The sequence below is a fragment of the Agrobacterium sp. MCAB5 genome, from assembly GCF_052114365.1.
GTDB lineage: Bacteria > Pseudomonadota > Alphaproteobacteria > Rhizobiales > Rhizobiaceae > Agrobacterium > Agrobacterium tumefaciens.
In genome coordinates, this window is sequence record NZ_JBFREP010000018.1 from 1 (window position 1) to 25369 (window position 25369).

General features: G+C 56.4%; 14 protein-coding genes and 2 pseudogenes. 5 read left to right on the plus strand and 11 right to left on the minus strand.

Going from position 1 to position 25369, the window contains the following annotated elements; genetic code table 11:
• The first annotated feature begins 339 nt into the window (after positions 1–339).
• Positions 340–516, plus strand: a complete 177-nt coding sequence (locus AB4Z23_RS25780) for a hypothetical protein (RefSeq protein WP_013637035.1) — start codon at positions 340–342, stop codon at positions 514–516.
• Between the two features lie 38 nt (positions 517–554).
• Here the strand turns inward: AB4Z23_RS25780 and AB4Z23_RS25785 are convergent, their stop codons facing one another.
• From AB4Z23_RS25785 to AB4Z23_RS25805, 5 genes are all read right to left on the minus strand, one after another.
• Positions 555–1661, minus strand: a complete 1107-nt coding sequence (locus tag AB4Z23_RS25785) for a Fic family protein (RefSeq protein ID WP_333711655.1) — start codon at positions 1659–1661, stop codon at positions 555–557.
• 593 nt (positions 1662–2254) lie between these two features.
• Entirely contained in the window at positions 2255–2395 is a 141-nt protein-coding gene (locus tag AB4Z23_RS25790; RefSeq protein ID WP_003518781.1) for a hypothetical protein, read from the minus strand.
• A 370-nt stretch (positions 2396–2765) separates the two neighbouring features.
• Positions 2766–3536: a 4-hydroxy-2-oxoheptanedioate aldolase gene (gene hpaI / locus AB4Z23_RS25795; protein ID WP_013637039.1), complete on the minus strand. Its 771-nt coding sequence runs from the start codon at positions 3534–3536 to the stop codon at positions 2766–2768.
• Between the two features lie 7 nt (positions 3537–3543).
• Positions 3544–4326 carry a 2-oxo-hept-4-ene-1,7-dioate hydratase gene (hpaH, locus tag AB4Z23_RS25800; RefSeq protein ID WP_441360999.1) on the minus strand — a complete coding sequence of 261 codons (783 nt, stop codon included), beginning with the start codon at positions 4324–4326 and terminating at the stop codon, positions 3544–3546.
• Between the two features lie 19 nt (positions 4327–4345).
• Complete coding sequence (locus AB4Z23_RS25805) at positions 4346–5239, minus strand: intradiol ring-cleavage dioxygenase (RefSeq protein WP_013637041.1); 894 nt, start codon at positions 5237–5239, stop codon at positions 4346–4348.
• Positions 5240–5484: 245 nt separating this feature from the next.
• On the opposite strand from AB4Z23_RS25805, the gene AB4Z23_RS25810 reads away from it, so the two are divergent.
• Together AB4Z23_RS25810 and AB4Z23_RS25815 are read left to right on the plus strand one after the other, a co-directional pair.
• Positions 5485–6219, plus strand: coding sequence for a GntR family transcriptional regulator (locus AB4Z23_RS25810; RefSeq protein ID WP_013637042.1), 735 nt, complete (start codon positions 5485–5487; stop codon positions 6217–6219).
• Positions 6216–7034 (plus strand): sugar phosphate isomerase/epimerase family protein, encoded by an 819-nt coding sequence (locus AB4Z23_RS25815; protein ID WP_333711656.1) that lies wholly within the window; start codon positions 6216–6218, stop codon positions 7032–7034. The genes AB4Z23_RS25810 and AB4Z23_RS25815 overlap by 4 nt, the downstream gene beginning before the upstream one ends.
• 2293 nt (positions 7035–9327) lie before the next feature.
• On the opposite strand, the pseudogene AB4Z23_RS25820 reads toward AB4Z23_RS25815, so the two are convergent.
• The 3 genes and pseudogenes from AB4Z23_RS25820 to AB4Z23_RS25830 all read right to left on the minus strand — a co-directional run.
• Positions 9328–9731: pseudogene (locus tag AB4Z23_RS25820) on the minus strand (VapC toxin family PIN domain ribonuclease); the annotation flags it as partial.
• Positions 9728–9962 (minus strand): annotated as a pseudogene (locus tag AB4Z23_RS25825) (type II toxin-antitoxin system prevent-host-death family antitoxin). The pseudogenes AB4Z23_RS25825 and AB4Z23_RS25820, both read right to left, overlap by 4 nt.
• A 145-nt stretch (positions 9963–10107) precedes the next feature.
• On the minus strand, positions 10108–11256 hold the full coding sequence (locus AB4Z23_RS25830; RefSeq protein WP_441361000.1) for a site-specific integrase: 1149 nt from the start codon (positions 11254–11256) through the stop codon (positions 10108–10110).
• Between the two features lie 190 nt (positions 11257–11446).
• On the opposite strand from AB4Z23_RS25830, the gene AB4Z23_RS25835 reads away from it, so the two are divergent.
• Together AB4Z23_RS25835 and AB4Z23_RS25840 are read left to right on the plus strand one after the other, a co-directional pair.
• Positions 11447–12586, plus strand: coding sequence for an RHE_PE00001 family protein (locus AB4Z23_RS25835; RefSeq protein WP_441361001.1), 1140 nt, complete (start codon positions 11447–11449; stop codon positions 12584–12586).
• 344 nt (positions 12587–12930) lie between these two features.
• Positions 12931–17637 (plus strand): hypothetical protein, encoded by a 4707-nt coding sequence (locus AB4Z23_RS25840; protein ID WP_441361002.1) that lies wholly within the window; start codon positions 12931–12933, stop codon positions 17635–17637.
• 88 nt (positions 17638–17725) lie between these two features.
• On the opposite strand, the gene AB4Z23_RS25845 is transcribed toward AB4Z23_RS25840, so the two are convergent.
• The 3 genes from AB4Z23_RS25845 to AB4Z23_RS25855 all read right to left on the minus strand — a co-directional run bounded on the left by AB4Z23_RS25845 (position 17726) and on the right by AB4Z23_RS25855 (position 25326).
• A complete protein-coding gene (locus AB4Z23_RS25845) occupies positions 17726–18799 on the minus strand; it encodes a hypothetical protein (protein ID WP_441361003.1) in 1074 nt (357 codons plus the stop codon).
• 97 nt (positions 18800–18896) lie between these two features.
• A complete protein-coding gene (locus AB4Z23_RS25850) occupies positions 18897–23948 on the minus strand; it encodes a hypothetical protein (RefSeq protein ID WP_441361004.1) in 5052 nt (1683 codons plus the stop codon).
• A 457-nt stretch (positions 23949–24405) separates the two neighbouring features.
• Positions 24406–25326 (minus strand): hypothetical protein, encoded by a 921-nt coding sequence (locus AB4Z23_RS25855; protein ID WP_441361005.1) that lies wholly within the window; start codon positions 25324–25326, stop codon positions 24406–24408.
• Positions 25327–25369 lie beyond the last annotated feature (43 nt).

Genomic DNA, 25369 nt, shown 5'->3' on the forward strand with positions numbered 1-25369 from the left:
TGCAGCCGCGTGAGAGCGGCGACCGGATGTGAGGTTGTATAGGCCCGAGAACCGGGCCGGTAATTGCTATGGGCTCAGACCGTGGATCCGCCTACGAAGGAGAAATTCGATGCCACTCGAATGAACAATTGACAAAAATCCTGATGTGAGGGGATACGAACTGACGACCCCAATATTCTAATCAAACTAGCTCTCTAGCTGCGCCAATATCATTCCTCCTGACGACTGGTCGAAACCTCGATATCCAGCTTTATTACTGGAAATATCTGGAGGATCAGATGGCTAGCTCTCAGACACGCGCAATTCAGAAATATAGAAGCCGCCTGGGCGACCGCTACCGTGGTGCTAGACCTTGAGAAGGCGAAGGTGGTGGGCGGCACCTGTCGCGACAGCACCGCTCTTTTCGAGGCCGTTGAGAATGTGATCGCCCCGCGCATCTCCGGTGAGAAGGATATTACCGGCCGGCGTCCTTCCGAAAAACCTGATGAGAGCGGAATCGAACAATCGGTTACCTAGATAATGACTTTGGTTGAGTTCACTGGACTAGCGGCAATTTATTTCTGCAATGACAGCGAGTACCGGGTATGCCTGCGTTCACCCGTACGCGTCAGTGCGCCAATCTCCACGAGCTGCTGAAGGTCGCGTGTTGCTGTAGCGCGGGAGGTGTCTGTGATCGAAATGTAGTTTTCGGCACTTAGCCCCCCCTTGAAGCCTGCCGTGCCTTCCTTGAAGATGCGCGCGACTACTTTTTCCTGCCGATCGTTTAGCTGGCCGCGAAAACGATCATAGAACTTTGCTTTCTGAATGAAGAAATCTATGCGCTCAAGCGTCGCCCGTTGAGCATCCAGGATAGTTTCTGAAAAGAAAATGACCCAGTCGGTGATATCGAGCGTGCGCTGATGCCGCTCAAGCTCTGAGTAATAGGCCTTCCGGTGTTTCTCGATTGTGAAGGCGAGTGAAATGAGGCTTGGCTGCCCTATGTTTTGCGCTAGGGATTTCTCGGCGAGCGCGCGTCCAATTCGCCCGTTGCCATCCTCAAACGGATGTATGCTTTCAAAGTAAAGATGGCCTACTGCGGCACGCGTCAAAGCTTGAAGCGAGCATTGGCCATCTGGCCCTGATTGATTGAACCATGTGATGAAGGTCTCCATCTCAGCGGCAACCCGGCGCGACGGGGGAGCCTCGAAGTGGATGGTGGGCTTGTCCAATCGACCTGACACGATCTGCATGGCGTCTTCATGCGTGCGGTAAGCCCCAACCGTTTCAATATATTGGTTTCCCGCCATCAGCATTGAATGCCAGTGGAACAGTCCCTCATGACGCAGCGGCCCATGCCAATTTCGATAGACATCTGCCATCATCTCGGCGATCCCCCGCTCTTGGGGGCGGATCTGTCTATCATCAGTGTTTAGCCCGAACTGTCTGCGGAGTGACGACTGGACACTCACGCGGTCCAGAAATTCCCCCTCAATCTCTGAGGTCTTGACCGCTTCGTCGCTCAGCAACTCAATGCGAAGTTGGTTGCTGTCGTCCTCGTTGAAATGCCGGACAGCACCGATAACCTCTCCGGCTGATTGCAGGAATTTCTGCTCCAGCGGTACCAGGCTTGCGGTGTCGCACCTGAAGTTTGGCCAATCAGTGTTTCGCCAGTTCCATTCCATGAGTTATAGAATCCCTCTCTATAACTCATAATTATTGCCATAAATGAGCTATTGCAAGCCCGTCTATCGCTCAGCACCACAATCTGCAGCTCTCCGTTCAAGAGGCAGCGATCGACAGCTAACCACTTGCCCTAAACATATTTTGTTAACGGGCGCTCAAGCGAAGAGCTGCAAAAACGATCCGTTCGTCGACCATGATGGCAGCTGACGGATTATCCGATTCAATAAGTGCGAAGATGGCGTCTCGATCTTATCGCGCAAACGCTGAGCAAGTAAGCTTCACGACTTGCGTGCCACTGCTTTAAGCCGCGCTTACCTGCTACGTTTCTCAAACTGTGCCTCGACTTTACCGTCCGAGACGCCCGGTCGAGAGAAATTAGTTCAGCCCCAACCTTGTTACGGGCGGGGCTGGTCAAACAAATGCATTGATAAGGGCTTGCGGATAATCTATTGGGCCAGGTGCGTGAGGCGAGGTCTATGCTCGATCTCCTGCTACGCAAATCGCCCCCTACGTTTCGTCGAGGCGGGTTTGAAGAAGGTCCATTCTGCTTCCAAACCAATGTGGATTGAAGCAAGTTGACACCTGTCGGCGCTCAGTTTCCTTTGGCCTCGTTATCTTTCTTAGCCTGATCGTGATGCCACTTGATGGCGTAATACATGCCAATGCCCAGTACGATAATTTTGAACGGCAAGAAAACTATTGGGAAAAAGTCTACCCATTCCAGGTCAGCCATTTCGAGTACTTCCAGTCTGTTGCTTGGAATTGTCTATGCTTTTGCATAGGACACACCCGAAATGCTCCTTTAACAACTCAATTACAAGATCGACAGGCATGGTCTTTTTGACGCAGCCTCGCCTCCTTTGTGCCGGCTGCTAACGTGATACAGGGCTCCTCAATCAGGAGCGACACGCCGCCGCGCGCAGGTGCATGCTGGCTATCAGGCCGGATGGAAAGACTGTTGACACCGATACGGTCGGACCGGTCTCGGCCTCGAATGCGAGTTGGCACGCGTTTGGATCGGATGGCCGCATCGCTCTCACATGCCAATCGGTTCACGCCCATAGGCGCAAGTTCGGTGACGACGTGCCCGGAAGCTCGCATGTCTACAACTTTTTCGAGAACCTGGCCGCCAGTGCTTCTGATCCGCGCGCCAGCAATGCGACATCGACACCGACGGCAGTGAACAGCGTTCCCAATTCCATGCAACGTGCCGCGAATTTCTCGTCAGGCGTGAGTATTCCTGCCGGCTTTCCGAGCCGTTTGAGTAATGCGATCGTATTTTCAATTGCCTCGACCACTTCCGGGTGGCCTGGTTGTCCCGGATAGCCGAAACTGGCTGCGAGATCCGCCGGGCCGATAAATATCCCGTCCACCCCTTCGACCGATGCCATGGCCTCGATATGAGTAATAGCTTCCCGCGTTTCGACTTGAACGAGAACACAGATCTCCCCCTCCGCCTGCTGGGCATAATTCTTTACCCTGCCGAAACGTGTGGCACGCGTAAGGGCCGAAACGCCTCGAATTCCTTTCGGTGGATAGCGGGTTGCTTCCACCGCGGCTTTCGCTTCGTCTGCATTTTGAACAAAGGGGATTAGAAGAGATTGTACACCAATATCTAGGAATCGCTTGATCAGCACTGGATCGTTGACAGCTGGGCGCACCACCGGGGCGACATCGTAAGCGGCGATCGCCTGCAATTGTGGCAGCACGGTCAGCACGTCGCTGGGGGAATGTTCGGTATCAAACAACAGCCAATCGAACCCGGCTGGCGCCACGATTTCGGCAGCGTAGCTCCCTGGAAGCCCGCACCAAAGTCCTATCTGGCTTTGCCCGGCCTGCAGTTTTGCTTTAAATTTATTGACTGGAAGATCCATCTCAACCTCACGTAAAAGAGACGCCGATTGAGCCAACTGGCCCATAATCAGCCTGAATGACATCGCCCTTTATGATGTCGACCRGTCTCGTAAATGAGCCCGCAAGGACGATCTGACCTTTTTTCAAGCCGCCGCCGACGGCATGAAGTTTGTTGACCAGCCATGCAACGCCGGCGGCCGGATGACCCATGATCGCGGCTGAAACCCCGGACTCTTCGATAATGCCGTTTTTCGACAGAGTTGCTCCGACCCAGCGTATGTCGATATCAAACGGGCGGATCACCCGCCCACCCACGACGATTGCTCCGAAGGCTGCATTGTCGGCGATTGTGTCGGTAATCGCACGCGGAACTTCGGTTCTGTAATCGATGATCTCGAGCGCAGGCAGAATGAACTCCGTCGCGCGCATGACGTCATAGATACGGGTGCCCGCTCCTTCCAGGTCTTCACCCATTACGAACGCCAACTCGACTTCCAGGCGCGGCTTGATGAACAAATCCGCATTAATCTGCGCGCCATCATTGTAGAGCGCATCATCCAGGATCACCCCATAATCCGGCTCGGTCATCTTGGATGCCATTTGCATGGCGCGAGACGTCAGACCTATTTTGTGGCCGACAATCCGCGCGCCGCGCGACACACGCAACTCGGCCCAAAGCGCCTGAATGCGATACGCATCCTCAATTTCGAGCTCGGGATAAGTTTTGCTGGGTTGGACAATGGGAGTCCGCGTGGTTTCGGCCTCCAGGATGGCCCTGGCTGCTGACTGGCGTTGTTCCTCGGTAATCATTATCCGGCTCCAAATAACGTTACTTGATTGGCGGGCGCGGCAAAAGAGCCTCGCCTGCTTCCATGACATAAGTGTAGTCGAGCGAGAACCACGGCGCCTGAATGTCTCGGTTGGTTGGATGCGGTTCGTCGTGGCGAATGAAATCGCCGGTGAGTGCCGCAGTCACGCCAAACTGAACGTCGGATTCGATATTCGGATCGCTCGGATCGAAAACCTGCGAAATCAGCGTCTTGTAGCCCCGCTTGAAGATCAGCGCGTGCAAATGTGCTGGTCGATAAGGATGACGGCCCTGAGCCTTGAGCATGCGTCCGACGACTCCATCGACGGGGATGGGATAACCAACCATCTTGACTGTCTGGAACCAGAAACGTCCCTCCCCGTCCGTCGTGAATTTGCCGCGCAAGTTCATCTCCGCCTGATCTGGGTCCTGGTTCTCATAAAGACCGACAGGGGATGCGTGCCAGACGTCGACTTCGGCACCTGATATCGGATTGCCTTCGCGATCGATTACACGAGCATGGACGAAAAGCGGGGTACCAGGCGTGTAGGACCGGATGATCGTGCCGCCGTTTTCAACTCTCGGAGAATTCAGGCGCCAAAATGGTCCAAGAAGCGACTGTGAAGTCTCTGTTTGCCCCTTGTCACCGTTATTGAGCAGGCAGACAAGGGACGAAACGCCAAGTGAGCCGGACATGAGGACAAATTCGTTATGACTGTCGGTTTGCATTTGGCCGATCTCGTTGAGAATAGCAGTCGCTTCACGGAATTCCACCTCGGTCAGCCGCACTTCGCGAACGAAAGCATGGAGATGTTTCACAAGCGCCATCAGGATGTCCCGCATCCTCGGATCAGAGGTCTGGCCCATGGCCGCAATCACGGCGGGCGTTAAGTCTCTTTCAGATTTAATCACCATCGTTACCTCCCAACGCTCGAGTGATACGTAAATAATCGATTATCTGTCAAGCGCTCATCAACGCCTCCAGCGTCAGGATTGGTGAAATTACAAAATTGTGAGATAAACAGCCGATATCGGCGTTTTTTTCTCGATATTCTGAATTGTCCTGTCAAACGATGATGGAAAACTCCAAATTCGTTGACAAGAATAATCGTTTATAATATCGCCCATCAACCAAGCGCGACATTCGCGTGGGAGGTTTTATGAAGCGACAGAGTGCCTCACCCGACGCACCCAGCGAGCAAGCTGGAAATGGTGACTTTGCCGATGACGGCAAGAATACGATTGGAAGCCAATTGGCATTCCGGCTGCGCGAAGCAATTATTTCCGGAGGGCTGGAGGCTGGCAGCAAGATCAATCTCGACAAGGCGCGACAGTCATTCAATGTGAGCCTCAGCCCCTTGCGCGAAGGGCTTGCGCGCTTGATTTCCGACGGGCTGGTAGAGTTTGAAGACAATCGCGGCTACCGGGTCGCGCCAGTATCACTGGCAAATCTGGAAGAGATCACGAGTCTTCGCGAGGAGTTGGAGGTTTTCGCGTTGAAAGAGTCGATTAGGCTCGGTGACGCGGAGTGGGAAAGCAATGTCATGCGCGCGCTTCACAAGCTCAACCGTGCCGACCGCGATGCGAACAAGCCGGAAACTCTCGAATATTGGGAGATGGCGCATCGCGACTTCCATCTAACCCTTATTTCGGGCTGCGGAAAGCCGCTTCTCCTGCAGTTCTGCAAGACCCTACTCAATCTAAATGATCGATATCGCAGAAAATTCCTGACCCAGACTTCAGGCGATCGAAATGTCAGCCAGGAGCATAGTGAAATCGCTCAGGGCGCTGTGGCGAGAGACAGCGATTACGCGACTGACAAGCTTCGTCAGCACATCCATCGCACCGGCGCTAACCTGCTTGATCATTTGGCTCGTACCGGAGTTGTGCGATGACCGATGCGGTGAAGGAGTCGCTCGTCGGCATCGCCCATTTCTCTGCGATCCAACTGCCGCCCCAGCAGTTCGTCAGGCATGCTGCAGTCGCAGGCTTCAATTCCGTAGGGCTTCGGCTGCATCCCGCTTTCCCTGGGGCACCCTATTACAAGCTGCCGCAGGGCAGCAGGGATGCAATGGAGTTTCGAACTCTACTCGACAGCGAAGGCATCAACGTTTTTGATATCGAGTTTTTCATTATCGACCCGGATTTTAACGCTGCCCTCGTCGAACACATCGTTGCCGCCGCCGCCGATATTGGAGCCAAGCGCCTGTCCGCATGCGGCGACGATGGCGACTTGCAACGGCTAATCGGCAATTTGACGGAGTTCTGCCAGCTTGCCGCACGATATGGGCTGGCTGTCGACGTTGAGAACATGGGTTGGCGCACTATCAACACCTACAGCAAGGCTGGCGCGCTGGTCACGGCGTCCGGCCAAGACAATGCAGGTGTCTTGGTCGACGCCATTCACTTTTTTCGAAATGGCGGAAACATTGACGAGATCAAAACTGATATCGTACGGCACGTGCAACTCTGTGACGTAGTGGGGCCGGCACCCAAGCGTCCAGAAAAGATGATGACCGAGGCCCGGGCAGGACGGTTGGCGCCAGGTGATGGCATATTGGGGTTGAGCCAATTGCTAAACAAAGTTGCTGGCCATGCCACGATATCGGTAGAGGTTCCATTGGTTGGCGACATCGATCCGCTGGTTCATCTGACAACGCTCAATATGAAGTCCCGGAAAATTCTTCAGCGGGTAGCCGAACAGTTTTAAAGAAGCCTTTGTCGGGCTTCCCCTGCCCCGCTCAGGGGCGCCGTTAATGGGGCTGTGCGGCACGAAAGTTTCTGTAGCGAGCCACAGGGCCCTGTGGCTCGCCGTACGATTGCCACGACAGATCACCAGTATTTGTTTTGGTTCAGGGTTTGGGCAATCGAACTAAGCGGCCCTTGGGTGGGAAACTAAACGAACAACGGAACCAGGTTTGTGGCCTGAAGAATATGGTTGTCGCAGCCTGTTCGCCTTCTCGCCGTACTCATGTCGAGTTTGCCTCGGCGGTCAGATTTCATAGTTTCCGCCCCCCTCGCGCGCCGTTGGTGGCCTTGGGTCGACGGATCGAGCAGCAGAAGTTATCCTCACACTGAAGTGCACATTCTGTTACAGCATAGTTCAATCCGTCTGTTGCAGCAGCTTACGGGCTCGGATGTAAATGCATCAGGAATGCCGGTTGTCCACGTCCCTACCCTGCTCAAGTGGATATTGTCGCTTGGTGTAGGTCGTCGGGGTTACGGTGACGGTTTTGCATGAGATCAACCTGCCCCCTGCCCCTGCCCCCTGCCCCCTGCCCCGGCGTCGGTATGACTGTTGAGCGTTGAAGTTGATGCAGGACTGCAAACCTTGTCAGCTGACAAGGTTTTCGATAGCGAGCGTCGTAAACCGCTGACGCTGGTAGCTGGGCGAACTTTAGCGGTCGCGACAACTGATGATCTGGTATCTGGGCTTCCTCAAGAGATGAGCTGATCCGTAGCCAGAGCCGCGTCTCCAAAACCTTGTCAGCTGACAAGGTTTTCCGATTGGGCCTGGGACGTCAACTGTCGCAAAACCATCGATGATGCGCTCACGCCTTCGCTGCTTGTACCGTACGAATCAATTCTGCCCGTTCACAGATATCAGCGGAAAAAAGTCGCCTCTTGTCGGGTCAGTCCTTCGGGCTGCGGCTTCAAGCCGGCGGTGCGGTTCAGGGCGCGTGAAAGCCTTTGTCGCCCGTCACGGCCCCAGGGAACGAGCCTGGCAGGGTATTAAATCASTTTTGACCCGGGCAAAATTGTTAAAGGCCGGGCACCGGGGTCTAGCCGAGGAAAACGTCCGACGAAGTATAGCCTTTTCCGGAGCCGTCTACACCGCGTTGATTGCGTCCTGGCGCTTCTCTTGAAAAGGCTGCATTTTTCTCAGGTTGATGCGGCTTTTGCCGCCATGAAAGCGACCTGGGTTCGCTCAACAAYCAGCTTTCGCGCCAACTACACGACGGCGCAAAAGAACAGTCGAAAAAACACACTTGTCTAGCGAACGTATCGATCGGATTGCCGATGGACTGAAAATKGACACYGCCCTTCGACGGTCTGTGTCGTTTGAAAGACTTATCGGCCAGCCAAGGCAGCTCATCAGAATATTCCAAGCACATGGCAAGTGAGGAATTTGACTACCAGAGCCACYAGAACGATCGAATCCTCGCTGCGCCCGTTACGTGCTTTCGAAATATTCCAATTGGTAGCSGGGCATCTGCAGCGGAAATACCTACTAAAATTGGAATGGGGAGAACTTCAGAAAGCCTGCTTATCTGGAGGGACAGCAGAGAGATTTCTGCCTGTCGGCAGAGGAGGGCGGTCACGAGGGTAGAGATCGTTTGTAGGATCCCGCTCCTGATTTTTTCCAGGCGGCGAATTTTCCTGAAGATAGCAGGTTCTTTTCGCTGTTCTTAAATGGAAGTGGGTAGAAGCGGTCACAGATCTGATCGAAACTCGAAATGAGCAGCGCAAAGCCGGCCTTCCGTTGCCCTTTCGTCCACGAAGTAAATATCCCCTTGGGCGGTCGATCATCTCAAATACTGCAGGCTGTGCTGGACTAAGGTGCTGTCAGAGACCGATGATATACCTGCCTGCGCGCCAAAATCCTCGCGCAATGCATCGTCCATGACGGCCTCCAACGCATAAGTGATAGCTTAGCTCTATCGTCGAGAAACGCGAGAGATCGCTTCAACAGCCTATGCTGCAGCCAAAGGACAGGCCAGAGGATCCGAACGCCATATCGGACGCCGATTTCTTCAAAAATGTTTAGGCGGCTGAATAATTTGACGCTGCCGCTCATATGCTCGGCGCACATCGTGGGCCAACCCAAGGAACGAGGCGTCCTTGTCTTTCACAATCGGCGAGTCCTCAATCACGTGATGGATGACTTCATGCAGCCAGACCAAGGGCGTGCAGTGAGCAATAAGAAGATTACGGCGTGATTCCTGAGCATTTTGTAGGAGAGCGTTCAGTCCAGCCCTTTCAATCGAAAAGCAACGGCCAGATCAGTCCACCCACTGATCACTGATTTTTATTCCGAAGCCTTCTAAATCCTTGATGTTGCGCGTCGCAAGGGTCAATGGGTGAGTGACGGCTGTAGCAACCATCGAGCCGAGCCGGCGACCATTTCGCTTGGCAAGCGCCATCAGATAGGCCCAGGCGAAGGCGGCATGACCTGCCACCGGAATAATCCTGTTTTCTTAAGCGTTGAGGCAGATCATGCGTGAGCCGTTCCTCCAAGGCACCAGCCGCTATCCATCRGCGCGACACCGCGGCGAATTTCAGCAATAGAGACGATGCTGATTAAGGTTCRATCCACGTSCAGCCCTTGAAGGCACTTCAGRCACCCTTCATCAGGGCGAGRCTTTGTAGCTTCCGACTGAACATTCGTATCGAGTAGAAGTCTTACAAGGACAGGCCACGGCGCTCGTCGTGTTGCATCTCACTATCCAATTCGGCGCCGCGCCGACAGAAATTCCGCAARCGATCCSCTGCGAGTAATTTTCTTCAGCCACTCTTCTGCAGAAACAACAACCACGCTCGGTTTTCCWKTGCGGGTAATCGTCTGAGGCGMMAASTGGGCGCWCTCTCTTTGATCGTCTCTGGTGAAGCCTGCCTTGCTTCTGCACGTATCGATCATCGRCTTAGGCAGAGGRGRSCATGCCAGCYYGTGGAGAACGTCAGAGAAGCGGGMTTTCCGACCYTGCCTAGGTCGTCAGGGAGMCCGATTGACTGTGCAACCAGTTCCCACAAGCCGGGGCGTCTGATGCTACGCRTGAGCGCCATTACAGAATGCRTGCCGCACGCCCGCTTCGCCKTGTAGCGTTGTTATARTAGCTGGAAGCCTGCTGCATCGACCGRTGTCTGGACTGCTCCATCGCCTCGAGAAGGGGAATTCCGCGATTGGCGGCCTCCGTCAAATATCCCGATCGTAGCCCGTGCGCTGAAAACTCTCCACTGTCTAGCCCGGCCATCTGTGCCCGCTGCTTCAGGATCGCATTGACCGACTGCGGATCGAGCGCACGCCGCGAGACGGTGCCCCATCGCCCAATTCCCCGAAACATGCTGCCCTTTTCGATCTTTGCGGCCGCCAGCCAGGCGTTCAGCGCCTCGACAGGTCGGCCTGTGAGATAGACGACATCGTCCTGCTCGCCTGTCGTCGTTTTGGTTCGACCAAGATGGATGGCAAGTGAGGGGAGGGGAGGACCGTCGTTCACYTCGATCGGTGGCTCGACTGTCAGCTGCTCGACGCGTAGCCTGGCGATCTCGCTGCGTCGACGGCCGCCGGAAGCAAAGGCGACCATCAGGATTGCYTTGTCGCGTAGATCGCGCAGGCTGTCTGACTCGCACGTCGCCAGYAGCTTTGCCAGAACGTCGCCAGTGACGGCCTTTGCGCTCTTGCGCGCACGGGTTCGCGGAACKGCGCGCACGGCCAGACGAATGGCTGACTTAAGAGCAGGGGAGGCGAAGGCACCCGTAAGGCCGCGCCACTTACTCAATGTCGACCAGCTGGCCAGCCGGCGCCGTACCGTGTCAGGCGCGTGCGGGCCAACGGATTTCAGGAAACCCTGACGCCTTAGATTTTTGTCGACATCATCGGGCATGCCGTGGTTGGGGTCACTTGCGCGCTTTTCCGGATCCCACAGATGATGGGCTACGAATTTGAGCAGCAACGCCTCGGGCGCCGGCCAGGGCAGGGACTGTCCGGTGGCAGCGAGACCCCAGGCCTCCATGTAGGCAAGATCGGACGTCAGGGCCCTCAGCGTATTGTCGCCCATKCCCTGATTAACGAGATGCCGCAGCGTCTCGATGTCATCATCGGTCAACAGCTCGGCAAGCTCGTCGCGGCGTTCGAGCGGCAAAACGGACGCGATGGTATCGAGCTCCTCGGCGCGCCGCTCGACGGACGTGTGTGATGTCTTCGCTTTAGGCACGATAGGCTCCAGAATCGCGGGTTTCGGCGGCCGCTGGCACCGTGATTTGCCCCGATTTTCCTCGATTTGCGCCGCGAAATCAACTACCATCGATAATTGTTACTTATCGATGGTTAAAACGCCAACCCTCAATCATACCATGTGAGGAACCTTAATATTTAGATAGAGTTCTTTTAAGAAGTCATTTATCATGATTTCAATGACTTACGATCTCGCGAAAAACAGCATGACAGCGCTGATGCGGCCGGCTTTCGACGCCGGTGTCGCGTTCACGCGTCTTGATGAGCGGATCGCCCGCTCGCCGGTCGGTCAAGGCTGGATCGAGCGTCAAAATTTCGCCGACGCCTGCGCCTCGCTTTGGATCGATGGCGAACTCGTTCATCTTGAAGACCTCGTCCTCCACGACGCCTTTCGCGATACCCGCACGCCCACGCATGAACTCACCATTGCCCGCGACGTGTTGCGAACCCGCCGGCGCATTGCCGCGCAGTCGTCAGATTGGGCGTTGTCGTCAGAGGGTATCCGAACTTTGCGACAGACGTCGGAAATCACGTCGGCTGGGACCAACGAGACGGGCACGGCCGACGCCGTCCGACCCGCGGCCGCCCTCGATACGGAGGGGGAGGGGGACGATGGTGACGATGTCGAAATTCTGCCCGGCGTTGATTTTGCCGCCATTGATGCGGTGCTCGCGCGATCGGAGGCCGCAATCGAGCAGGCCAAGCGGCCCGGGCGCGCTGAGGTCGGCGAGAGAGATCCTCTCGTCTATGATCTCGACTGGGACGAGGATGCTCGGCTCGACGAGTGGCGTGGCGTACTGCGGCAAGCCGAACACCTGCCGGTCGTGCTGCAGGCCATTGTTGCGCTCGATGCCTGGAACGAACTGTCCGTGCTGCAACATGCCCCCTGGCTCGGCCGGCTGTTGGCCCCCGCGATCCTGCGTCAGTCCGGCATTACCACCGGGGCTCATCTGGCCGCCATCAACCTTGGCCTCAAAACCATTCCCGTCGGTCGGCGCCGGCATCGCGATCGCGAGACGAGGCTGCTCGCCATCGCTCATGGGATGTTGGCTGCCGCCGAGATCGGCATGAAGGAACATGACCGGTTGACGCTGGCGAAAGCGATGATGGATCGAAAGCTGGAAGGACGGCGCACCTCCTCGAGGTTGCCGGGACTGATTGAACTGGTGATGGCCAAGCCATTGGTGTCCGCTGGCATGGTGGCGAAGACGCTCGAGGTGACGCCGCAGGCGGCGCGGCGGATCGTGACGGAGCTGGGATTGCGGGAGATGACGGGACGGGGGAGGTTTCGGGCGTGGGGTGTGGCTTAGAATTCTGTATCTTCCCCATGGAGCTACCCGAACATCTCGCCCTTCGCCCTTCGCCCTTCGCCCCATTACTCATTGCCCGTTGCGCAGTTCGACGTCGCCGATGCGCCTATTCTGAGGGACAGGGGCTTGGCCCGGCTGCTCCGATCTTATCACCCTAGTTGGCACCACAGTCTCGTTGTTATGGCAGTCCACTACGTCGATATGTTAAGTCAGATCATCGGTTGGTATCAAATCGTTGGCTGGAGGCGTGTTGGTCTGGAAGGCTTCGGCCGTGAATGACATGCTCGTGCGAGGTGGTCACGTAGCCGGCGACGTTTGGGATGTATTGCGAGAAGGGTAGGCGGATGAGTCTGGTTTTGTCCGAGAGGGATATCGAGGCCAAGCTGAAGGCCATAATCCATGGTGAACCAGACGACAAGAAACTGGAACGTCTCTCTGCCGCATTGATTGGAAAATTGCTGGACGTCCGTATTTATGTCGCGAGTTCTGGTTTTCAGTTTGGGGCCGACAATGGCACCGCCGGCGAGCGCGGACGTGACCTTCGCATCGAGTGCAAAAAGTACAAGGACACCACGAATCTGCGCCCACGTGATGTGCTGGGCGCTTTCGATCAAGCTCGAATGTATGATGGCGCTCTGGAAGCCTGGATCTTTGTTGTTACGCGAGATGTGACGCAACAGATCGCAGACAGCTTGAAATCTGCGAGCGAGGAAAGCGGGGTACCCGTCGTCATCCTCGATTGGCCAGAAGACCAGCTAGGTCGTGTAGCGGCGCTCTGTGCGTTCAACCCAGATATCGTATCCGAATTTTTCGGTTCGGAAGCAGGGGCCTTAGCGCGTGATCTTCAGCCTTTCTGCGGCTCAGCCATAGAGGAACTGCGCAGGTCGCTTGAACCCTGGCACATTGGCTTCAAATCGTTGCGGGAAAAGTCTCATGCCAAGCTGGAAGACCTTTGGTACAAGCCAAAGGAGTGCAACTTTATTTTGGGCCAGGACGCAGCCGCAGGTGCACGCGAGAAGAAAATCAAGCGCGCCTCTGCCAGTGCGGCTTTCGATCGCTGGTGGAAAAATCCGTCGGCTATAGACTCGCCGTTGGCGATTGTCGGCTGGGAAGGTGTTGGAAAAACCTGGGCGGCACTCGACTGGCTGATGGACAGCCTTGATGATCAGCCGATCATCCTCACCGTCGGCTCTTCAACAGTTGCGGGATTGCGAGCCGTATCAGAGGTCGTCGTGAAGGATTTCCTTGCGGAGCGTCTTTACGAGCTTACCCAAACGGGTGACCACAGACGCTGGCGCCTTCGGCTTGACCGCCTTCTCCTCCGGCCATCGGCAGACGGCCCGGCTCTTACTCTTTTTCTAGATGGCTTGAACCAGGAGCAATCCGTACCATGGATATCCCTGCTGAAGGCGTTACAAGCCCCTGTCTTCGAGGGGCGTGTACGCGTGATGGTCAGTACGAGGAAGCATCATTTCAATGAAGGCCTTAGTCAGCTAAAATCGTTGATCAGCAAATCAACGCCGGTTGAGGTCGAGAAATACGATTCTAGGGTCGGTGGCGAGCTCGACCAGATGCTTGCCCTCGAAGGCCTGACACGCAACAAGTTGCAGGATGATCTCCTTGAACTTGCGCGCGTGCCGCGTCTTTTTGAGCTCGTAGTCCGCTTCCGTGACCGCGTCCGGGGGACTGGCGAAGTCACAATTCACCGTCTTTTGTGGGAATACGGCCGCGATACCTTGAACGTGCGTGCAGGCCATTCGTTTACTGAGATGGAATGGCGAGCATGGTTGCGAACGATCGCCCAGCGCTATCGCGATGGACATCGGAGCTACACCAAGAAAGAACTCGGAGAGACGACAAGCCGCCCCGACCTCAACGAGGATCATATCTTCAACAGGCTCAGCGATATCATCGATGGGCCTTTTGCGTCGAGCACGGCGACGGACCAGCTCGAGCTCACCGCGATGATGGTCTCGCATGCGTTGGGTGCTGCGCTCCTTTCAGTTCTCGACGATATAGATCCACCGGCCTTCGACAAATTGGAGACCGAACTGAACCATTGGCTCGATCCGATTGGGGGCTTGGACCAGCGCGCCGAAATCCTGCGCGCCGCGGTTTCAATTGTACTTGAACGTGATGGTGGCGATCGTCCGCCAACAGGTGGGGTGCTCGTGACAGCATGGCTCCAGACTCAGAACGTCAGTGATCAACATCGACATGAGCTTGCGGGCCTCGCAACCCGGATTCCTGGGCCATTGCTTGACGCCGTCGAACACTCGCCAGGCAGCGGGCACGCGTCCGCACGCCTTTGGGCACTTGATGCGCTGCGATCACTTCCCAAGAGTGACGGTAATGCCGCTGGCATTATCGTCGACCGTCTTGAGACATGGTTTTCGACCATCTCGCGCAATCTTTATTCAGGCCGCGCCAATGCCGACGATTTGCGGCGCGATCGCTTCATCGGGCGCCTAGGGGTTGATGCGGAAGGTGAGCTGACCGTTCTGGGTCGGAATTTGCTTTTCGTCGAATCGAAGGATGACGCGCTTTACAAGGAAGCGGCCGGGATACTGGAGGGTTTCCCTTTGGCGCCTGCGTCGAAGGCCCTCGGCGCCGCCGCGCTTTCAGCGGCCGTCACCGGCCAGCACGATGTCTTGGATCGCCTGAAATGGCTATGTCTGTTCAACGAAGTCGATGCGCTGGATACAGCTGCGATGCTGAGAAAGGTTGCAGCCGATATTGGCTCTCGGCATCCGGAGGAGGGAGTGAAAAAGGAACTGCCGGCGCGTGTTGCGGCCCTTGTATTGAGGTTGACGGGGTTCGAAGACGACGACGAGCGGGCAGAGCAAATTGATCCTCGTATCGATTATTGGGTTACGTACGAAGCTGATTACTTGCCGAATCCGGCCACGAGCAGGTTTTTCCCGCTCGAGCGACGACACGTGAACGAAGTACTCACGGACACAACCCTAGACGTCTTCCAGCGGCTACGACGGGCGAAGGAATGGCTGATCGATCCGTCGGTCGAATTCCCCGAAGAATTTGTGACTGCAGTTCTGGAAGAGACCTCTAAGGTCGATGCGCAAAAGCTCTCCGCCTCTCACTTTGGGACGACCTCGGAAAAGCTTGATTTTGAGGATCTCGCCCCAGCGCTCGCCCGCTGTGCGCCCGAATGCCTTGCCAAGATCGCTCGGGATGCCATTGGGCATCTTGGCTTACATACCGCCGAAAGCCGCTATTCGGCGGCCATGGGTTCAACGGACGCGTTTGTATTATCAGACGACAACGACGCAGTGGCGGCGAACACCTTGCGGCACAGCGCGAAAAATCACGACGCGAATGAGGAAACCTTCGCTGCTACGCAAATGCTGATGCTTGAGCTACGGAATCAAACGCCTCGCCAGAAATTCAAAACTGTCGTTGAGGCCGACCTCGAATTCATTCTCACTGACCTTTTTTATGTCCTCGAACAGCCGGGAGTCGAAGACACAGATGATCTCGTAGAGCGTTTCGAGCTCGGCACACCCATGCAAAAGCGGAATCTGCTTATTCTTTTCTCGATGTTTCCGACGCAGCTTGGTGGAAGAACATGGCATTGGATCGAATCCGTCGCCTTTGGCGGCGATTCGGAAGACCGTGGCGTTGCATTCAAGACGCTTGCAACCGCGGACGCAGTCCGGTTTGGCAAATCGCTGTTTGATCGAGATTGGTCTTGGAACGTTGCTGAGGCCAATCTATGGGTGAACCACTATGGATCGGCAGCCCTGATGACGGCATCACTCGGAGTTCCTTTTGAGCAGTTTGCACCGCGTGTTGCCCCTTGGCGGTTGATCGAAGCAGCCCGTCATCGAGGAGAGGAGCCATCGGATGTTCGACTAGCTGCTGAGATCTTCGGACATGCTCTGGAGACGACCGGCTTGGAGGAACCTGATCCCGGGACGCAGATTTTTGTCGATCGCGTAAAGCAGCAGGAAAACCCGTTGTCTTTCGAAATCGGTGAAACCGCGAGCAGCGGTAGCGCGGAAGACATAAAGCGAGGAATGCAATTCCTGATGGACCCGAAATTGCGAATGGACCTTCGCAAGAAAACCCGTGAGACGGCGGGGGCATGCATTGCAGAAGCAAGAAAGCTGGGTGCGAAACTCTATCTCGTGGAGGTCGCCGTGGAGGACATGAAATCAGCTCAGCGGCACGCTCCCGATCGCGTTGCGTCTTGGTTGGTTGGCATGGACGAGCTTTCTTCGGACTTTTCGAGGCGGGTCCGCTTGGCCGAAGGAGTCTATCTGTCGCTCTGCGAAGCACTTCTCTCCAGCGACCCGGACCAGGGTGCGGCACTGTGGCGGGCTCTTCGACGGACGATGTCAACACGCTATGTCGGGCTGGGAGGCATCGATGAGATGGTCCACGTAGCGTTCCGCTCACCGGATTCACCAGCTGTCTTTGCCATCAGGGAAGAGGCTCTTGATCTCGCTCACAGCAACACTGACCTAGACCTGCTTAATGTCGTGATGGCTGCGCAGTTTCAAGGCAAGATCGATTGGCTGGACCACCACATCTCACAAGAGTACAACTCGGCAATACCATGGCGGCGCAAACGGGCAATCGCTCTGTCGGGCTTTATTTCTTTGCCCTCCCAACCGACTCGTGGAGAGCCAGCGACTACTGGGAACACGCCCCCGCTTACCGGGCTTGAAGAGCGCACAGCTCATTTTCGCTATCTCGAATCTTGCGCGCACTATTGGTGGTCAGCATTTTGCGCCGCCGAGGATGCTGAGCGCGCATACGCGGCGTGGACGCTTTTCACGCATGCTGCTGACCGACGCGCGGCAGTCTGGATGAGGAAAGAGCTCGCTTCAACCAGAGACGACAGTGATCTGTTTCACCGCAAAATCGGGCAAATGGAATTGAACCGACACGAGCTCAAGCGGCGGATGGAGACAAGGCTCGGAAAGGTTGAAACGGAGTTCCTCGGCCGGAAAACGATCAAGGGCATTGGGCCGTGGAATAAGCCGCGTCAGGAGAGGATCCACGAGGCGGATTCGTTTCCCGGATGAAGCTATGACCGCACACGGTCCTGTCTCATTGGCGCGCGATCCTATCCGTCTTTTTTGGGCATAGTCTTCCTCCACCGATCACCGCCATCTAGGAATGTTTATTGGTGCCACTCGGGTCGAAGAAATTTGCTGCGAAGTAGTCGATCATTTGCGAAGATTGAGACCCCCGCCGAAAGCGCCGCTGCTCCTCAAAGTCTGTCGAAGGCAACATATGGGCTATCTGGCCATCGCCATAGAGGCTTAGGACATCGTCAGCATTTAGGCCGCCAACACGCAGACCATGCTTGTTATTCGCCATCTCCAGCGCCGCGCCAATCATAACGTCCGCCAACTGCACCGCTGGGCTTTTCTTTGAATCGACCTGGGCCGCCTCCGTAAGCTTCAGTGGAAATTTCATGGTCGTGATTTCCGTAGGATGGAACTCGATAGCCACGTCGTGGTCGATGAATCTCTGGATCAACGGGTGGTAGGTCAGAAGATTTTTTGATTGGTCATGCTCCACGCGATACGGTCCAGCGGCCATCACCTCCATGCGCGAGATCAATGATTGCAGCACGACCAATGCTGCGTCCGTTGTGACATCTGGGTTAGAAATCGCATCCCAACATTCCGGGGACGCATATTGCGCGAGAGGGCCAAGAATTTCGGGGACTTCGGTCCAGCGGACATTCCTTGCGGCCGAGGTCAGCCGGACTCTCGACAACGGACTTTTGTCTTTCACCGCAAGCTGGAATGCCGTCATAAGCTCGTTGAAACCGGCCTCTCCTAAAAGAGTCGGGCCGATGGTATAGAGCAGCGACGCCATGGCATAGTTCTGGCCATCCGCGTAGAGATCGAACCCTCGCTCGAAATAGTAAGGCTCGACGGCGTAGTCCACGAAAAAGAGGGTCAGCAGATAGCGCTTGTCGCAGACATAGGTGATGCACTTGTGAAGTGTGTGGACATCCTGCAGCAGCCCCAAAAGACGTGGGTGATTTGCCGGGCGCCGGGAAAGGGCGCGATACTTCAGCTCTGCGGCCTGGAGTTTGGGGAAATGCGTTCGGATAAGCCTTCCAGCCTCTTCATCTTCGATAGCGATCGCAGACGCACCTTGGAAACGCTGATCGGCATTGAGTAAGTCAAAGCCTGTGTACCCGCTTTCATCGATCCTGAAGCATTCCATTCCGATGTCCTGTTGCCGGCGCTATATACTTGCCATAGCAAGCTATGTTCATACTGCGCCGCTCTTCCTCTGGAGCAGGGGCAGCAAACTTGTCTGCCTATTGGCGGGTTTGCCGAAACAGTCGTTCGGCGGCCTCGTCCAGTCTGTCAATCTCACACTGATAGAAATGAACCCAGTTTTCCTCTCGCGATAGCCGGTTCTCGATCGTCACATAAGAGGCGGCATCGGTTTCGAGTACCCGCACAATGTCCTGTTTGTGAAACCAGCGCATCGTTGCCGATAAAACGTTCTCCAAGATCCTGCGCCATCCAGCAATATCGTGGAAGCGTGGGTGCTCCTTGAGTCTCGCAAAACCACGCCATAGCTCGATGTTTTCTGCCTGGCAGTCGGGCGATGTCAATTCAAATCGCGAAGCCCATCTGCTGAGCAGTCCGGACAGGAGCGGAATGGCCGCTTGCGGCGATACCCGCTGCACCAAGTTGCAGAGGCATTCGAAAAATGCATCGTCGCCGAGAGAGATACAGCGATTGATGATAGGAGCTAGCCGGTCATCGAGAAGGGGTTCCACCGCCGTAGTCCCGCCGAACTTTCCCAGGACGGGCAGCAGGATGTCAGGATCGGATTCGAGCGCTTGGTAGAGGCGGTCGGCGTCGGCCTGCGCGCCGAGGCTGGTAATGAAGTGACCGATATAAGTGCCGTTCCAAGATGATCGAAGGCGTTGTTCGTGCCAGGGCATGGGCAAGCCAAATCGATTGGCAGCAGCAATGGCGGAGCGAAGGCGTTCGGAAACGCTGGTGCCGCCAGTTGACGTCCAGCTTTCCTGGCCGACAACATGACCCTCGTCCGTGAAGGTCATTGCCGGCGTGAACCGTGTAACTCCAGTTGGGGGATCATTCGCCGGATCAGCCAGAGCGACAAGCCTTACCACTTCCTCCCGGTCCAGCGGCACAATCGCCACAGGCTGCCCATCGTCGAGACCCAAGTCTGAGGCGCCCCGCAGAGCGCGAACTGTCTCAGCGTAATCAAGGCTGCGAGGTCTCGGCTCCACAGGCACGATAGGTGGTGCTGGTTTGGCTCCCGCAGCCGACTTACCTAGACTGTCTTCGATGTCATCGACAACCCGGCTCAATAAAGATGTGTCGCTACAGGTCGAATTGGACAGGAGGCGGCGCAAGCGCTGGCCAAGGTCCGGATCGTTGTCCACGACCCTGCGCCGTTCTGCGAGGCATTTGACCGCCAACCAGATTGAAGACGTGGTTGCCAGGACGTCTTCGATTTCTTGAGCGCGCCCACATATGCGAAATGCCCGAACCACTGACGCGTGAAGGAGGGGTATGTGGAGTGCATTCAGCAAATCTTGAGCGCCGGCCGTCGACGGATTCTTCTTCAGGCTCGTATACAACCAGCGGGCGGCCTCCGACGGCTCAGGAAGAATGCCCCTTGGCATAAGGTCACTCCACTCGTGCTCCAAGATCGAACCAACGGTCTGGACGAATTTTGCCTCGCCCCAACTCACGAGATCCGCGACACCACTTTCCAGCATACTCCCGAGCGAGGAATGACAATGCAGGTTATCGTCATGATCGATCGTCAGAGGCGTGCTCTCCGCCAAAACGAGTGGCGCGATTTTCTGAAGAGCGCCGGCATAGTTGAGGCGGCCTGACGCCCAGATCGCCGCTCGCCGGACCACCCAATGAACGGATGGATCTGTTGCAAGCCTGATGAGTTCCGGCGCAAAACTCTCGTCGCGTGTCCGTGTCGCGACGATACATTGCCAGAGATTGCGTTCTCCTGTCGCGAGACCCGACGACAAATCACCGGCCGACGTGGGACCGGATGCGGCAAGGGCCTGCGCAAGCATCAAGCCTACCACCGGATCCAGCTCGATAACCATCCTGTGTCGAAGAGTATCGAACGCGCGGGCGGAACGGCGGCGGCCAAGTCCTACGGCGGAGGCGAGCCGGATAACCCTATCCTTATGTCCGACGCCCTCTAATAGAAGGTCAGTCACTTCGGCCCAAGCTGTCTCTGCCACTGTATCGAGACACGTAGCAAAGAAGGGGGGCGGCAACTGATCTCCGGACGGTGATACGAGCATGGTTTTTAGCGATGCGACACCGGCGGGGAAGGGCTGTTTTGCGAAAAGCAGCACAAAGAACCAGTCCCAAAGCGAAGAGAGTGGATCATGGGCCAAGGCAGAAAGCCGGCTGCGCAGCGATCCCAGATCTTCATTGAGGAATAGCAAGACCGCCAGAGCAGTCTGTCGATGGGTCATCGCTGCGGATGGATCGAGCAAAATCGTCGAATAACGATCGGCATCATATGCAGCGGGCGCGAAGGCCGGGCCGAGGAGAGTATAGTCTTCGAGACCTGTCCCCGGCGCCAGCGGGTCCAGCAGCGACTGAGGAGCTGGATATCCGATAAAGAGCAGAACCCGCCAGGCGTTGACTCTCACCTCGGGCTCGTTGCCATCGGCGCGGAGGATGTCAACGCAGAAGGGGCGTAGCGCCTGTCGTGCCGTCCAGATCAGCGATCCAAGGGTGCCAAATCCCAACGATCGCCTTGCGATCATCGCCGATGCGGAAACGGCCGGCAGGGCTGCTAGAATTTCTACCGCGTCGTCGCGTTTATCGATCGTCAGACCCACCGAATGCGGGTACGTGCGGCGGTGGAGCTCGTCGTGAACAGGGCGAGCAAAGATCTCGAACGCCAATCTCAGGGCGGCGCGCCGGCCGTCGTGCAGCAGGACTGGTAACAGCATTCGCTGAATATCGGCAGGTTGCGAACTCGCGAATGGAACAAGTTCGTCATTTGGGACATAGCGCCCTCCACGGGTGGCAATCAGTAGCCAAGTGAGGCCATGCTCGCGTTCCACGGCATTTGCTGCATGAATGACGGTAAACTCGAGTAAGTCCTGAAAACGGGAGGGACGGAGGACAAGAATTGTTTCGACGATCGGCCGCGCCCACTCATAGTCGGCGAAATATCGGGAACGCTGTTGGGCCAGTAAGCCCATGAGGGTCTCGTCGACTCCGTCCGAAGCCAGCTCTGACACCAGGTCGCGAAAAAGATAGAAGTCGGCGATGCGCCCGGGTCGCGCGGCAACGTCGATGACGTCTTGCGCGGTGACGAGTGCTCGGCGCTTCACATAGCCTTCGATGCTGCGCCACGCGTCACCACGAAGAAACGTGTCTTTGGCAAGACTGTCGGCTTCGCCAGACCGATTGGCCCTTTCGAGATGGAAAATTTGAGAGGCGATGTCTCCCTTCTGTTCGCACCATGCCGCCAATGCGCTGTGGGCACTCTGGCGGACTTTTGGCGCGATTCCGGATTCAAGCCCTGCGCGGACTGTTTCATGCATTTCAAGCAGACCCTCGGCTTCGTGGCGAAGCAGCCCGAGCGAAACTAGGGCGCCAATGGCAGCGCCAACATTTTCATCCGGGAACGCTGCCTCGGCATCCTGCCTTCGAAACGGCAGGGCAAAGCATACAAGACGTTCCGCCGCTGGCCTGACCGCCGGCGCAAGCTGATCGAAGCGCCTTTGCTCCGCAGCGGAAACCATATCCTCAGCCGGTCGCTGTGCGATATCGAGCATTGCCGCCAGCGAGGTTTGGCGGGCCAGGGCCTCGGCCAGCTGTGCGTAAAGCCCGGCCGGCCGACCTGCGGTGACGCGATTGAAGATTCCGAAAAGCACGCTCCTATCAGCGCCGGGATGGAAACGATCGACGAGGCTCACGAACTCCTCCCGGTGGAAACCGCGCATATCGATCGTTTGAACGCCAGAAGAGCGGGCCACAGCGCGACTTAGCGTGCCAAATGTGCTCTGGTGACCAAAGACGACAAGACGGCAGGCCCCCGGCGTCAGGGCGCGGGCAAATTGCCCAAGATCCCGGCCAAACTGGGTGCTGCAGGATCCGTCTGCCAAGTCTAGCAGCAACTGTACTGGCCTGGAGAGACCGCTGCAGATCTCCGCCAGGCGGTCGATGACCGTCTCGTCGGCAGGTTTGCTCTCGACGGCAAGTCCAAACAGGTCAGGCGTCCCGCGGCGCAACAAGTGGAAAGCAATTCCCGACATGACGTCGCGAAAGGCCGCATCCGCCCGCACGCGAACGTAGATGGGAAGGCGGGCAGGGTCATGGTCTCTCAACGCAGATGCTGCCTGGGCGGCGAGGGTCGTCTTGCCAGATCCCGAAATACCGATGACCTCGACGACCGTTGCGGCTGTGGGCGTGATGAGGGGATCAACCAGATCGCGCCGCGATATTGCTTCTGCTGGCGCGATCGGAGGTTCTGTCGCGCTGCTCATCTGCGGCCATGCGCTACGCAGCTGTATTTCGAAGCTTTGCCGGTCAATCATTTGTCCCGGCTGTTTGGCAACATCGTTGATGAACGATCTCAAATTGCCAAACAGACTGTCCGCGACCACTTCTGCCGGCAGGCGATATTCACGCCGCAATCGATCCTGGAACCGCTGACCCACTTCTGCTCCCGTTCCATAGTTTTCCAGGATTTTGACCCGAGCAATCACTCCAGCGAAACGCTGGTCGATCCAGGAGACGCGCTCCTGATAGAGGCGGACGACGTCGGAGCCGGCCTTTGCGTCGGTCAACAACTGACCGAACGTGGCAACGAGTTGATTTCGTGCGTCAGCGGCGACGCTCGTCGGGTTCCCAAATCGCCATTGCAACAAGGATTTGCGATGGTCCCCTGGGAGCTCGTCCATCACAGCGGCCCGAGCCATCAAATGCACCACAGACCAGTAGAGGCCAGCCTCAACGCTAGCCGCAGATGTGCCCGCAGCCACTAGGCGCCTCACATCGGGCTGCACCGCGTCACCTAGGATCCAGACCTGTTGGCTGTCCCCGGCGCTGAGTTGACGAAGAGTGTTCGGCAACAGCTCATCAGCGACTTCAGAGAGCCTCCAAGGCTGTTTCTTGAGGACGCCCTGATCTGATTCACGAGGCTTTTTCACCTGTATGTGGCGAAAGTGGTCGCGACCGCCCTCCTTCCAAACCAAATCCAGATCGTCGGTGCCTTCAGGCCGCGCCCAGGCGTTTCCCGGGTGCTCATCGAAATGATCGAACAGCTGGTCCAGAATCACGATCGTTTGGTAGTCGAAGCCACTCAGTGCGATCCGTCCGCCAGACATTCTCTTATCCCTAGTTGCAGGACGATCGTTTGCGGAAAATTTTCATAATGGCAACATCTATTGCGTTCGATGCCAGAGAGCGGAGGGCTCCGCCATCTTTAGATCGACGGACTTGGTAGTTAACGCAGGAGTTTCGGTAGATCATAATGAAGCTTGAGGGCGCCATGCCAGCCTATATCTGAGAACCCCGGCAGGTTTGGCATGGGCAGAGCGGCGGGTTGTAGTGCTTGCATGAAGCGTATCGAACTGAGAGTGCCGCGTGTAGCGTCGAGAGAAAAGAGGCAGGCAGGTCTCGGTTGAGGGCAGAGGGCCAGCCCATTCGGTGAGCTATTTCAGCGCTCTTGGACGTTCCAGCCTGAGACAAAGTATTTCTCAACGCGAAACGAGAAATCATGGTCAGATTTCAAGGTCGCTCCGTCTCGACGGCGAGTGTGCGGGCGATTGAAAGCCCTGCTGGTTAGAGTGGAGTAACGCCCGCGTCAGCGAGCAGTTCGTTGAGCTGCTCAATGCACGATTGCCGCCCGACCTCCAACCGCTGTTGCAACTGCGACTCTCTGATATACAGAAAGCCCTGATAGTGAAACGCTGCTTTTGAGCGTAGGGCCGCAGACAGGGCGGAGCGGAGCATACGGGTCTCCGTATCGAGTGAAACCAATGCCCGACTCCAGTCCTCGTTAGAGATTTCGCGCATCCCGCCGATAGCTTTGCGGATCACGTTGCGGCTTTGCCGATCGACAAGTTCGCCGGTTCTCAGAGCCTGCTGAGTGTCTTTCAAGGCCTGAAGAAAATCACCTGCTTGTTCATCCTGCATGGGATTTTCAAACGCCGGTCGGTGGAACGCCGCGGCAATCAGTTCCAGAAACAGCCGGTCCTGGTCGTCTACGCCACGAATATGTATGACGGTCTCATAGTACCACTCCTGAAGTTTAGGGAAGAGATTGAGATAAGAAACGAAATCGTCCCAAAACCAAACGATAATATGTTTTGGTGAACTGGCCCGGCCGCCTGCGTCGTTCAAAAGGCGTGCCGCGAGTTGTGCTTTCGCATCGCGCTTCGCCGTGGTCGCCAGTATGAAGGTTTTTAGATTTGGATGAAACCCGCTCGCTGCGCGTACCTCATCTTCTAGAATCTTTGAGGTAATCGGTCCTCCAGGTAACGGAAAGTTATTAGGATCCAGATCAGTTAATCTCTTGCACTGGATGCCAAGGTGTCCGTGCGATTTGGTTTTCGCGTAAACATCGACGCCATTCTGTGCTTGGCCCGGTCTGCCAACTCTGGTCGGCACCGAGCGAAACACCTCCGCAACAACGCTTTCCGTCAGTTCCTCGAACTGTTGCCAGTAAAGTGGCGGCTGAAAAAACTGATTTACTTGCGGCATATATTTTCCCGTCCCGTGGTTGCCATTTTTGGTCCGCACCAAT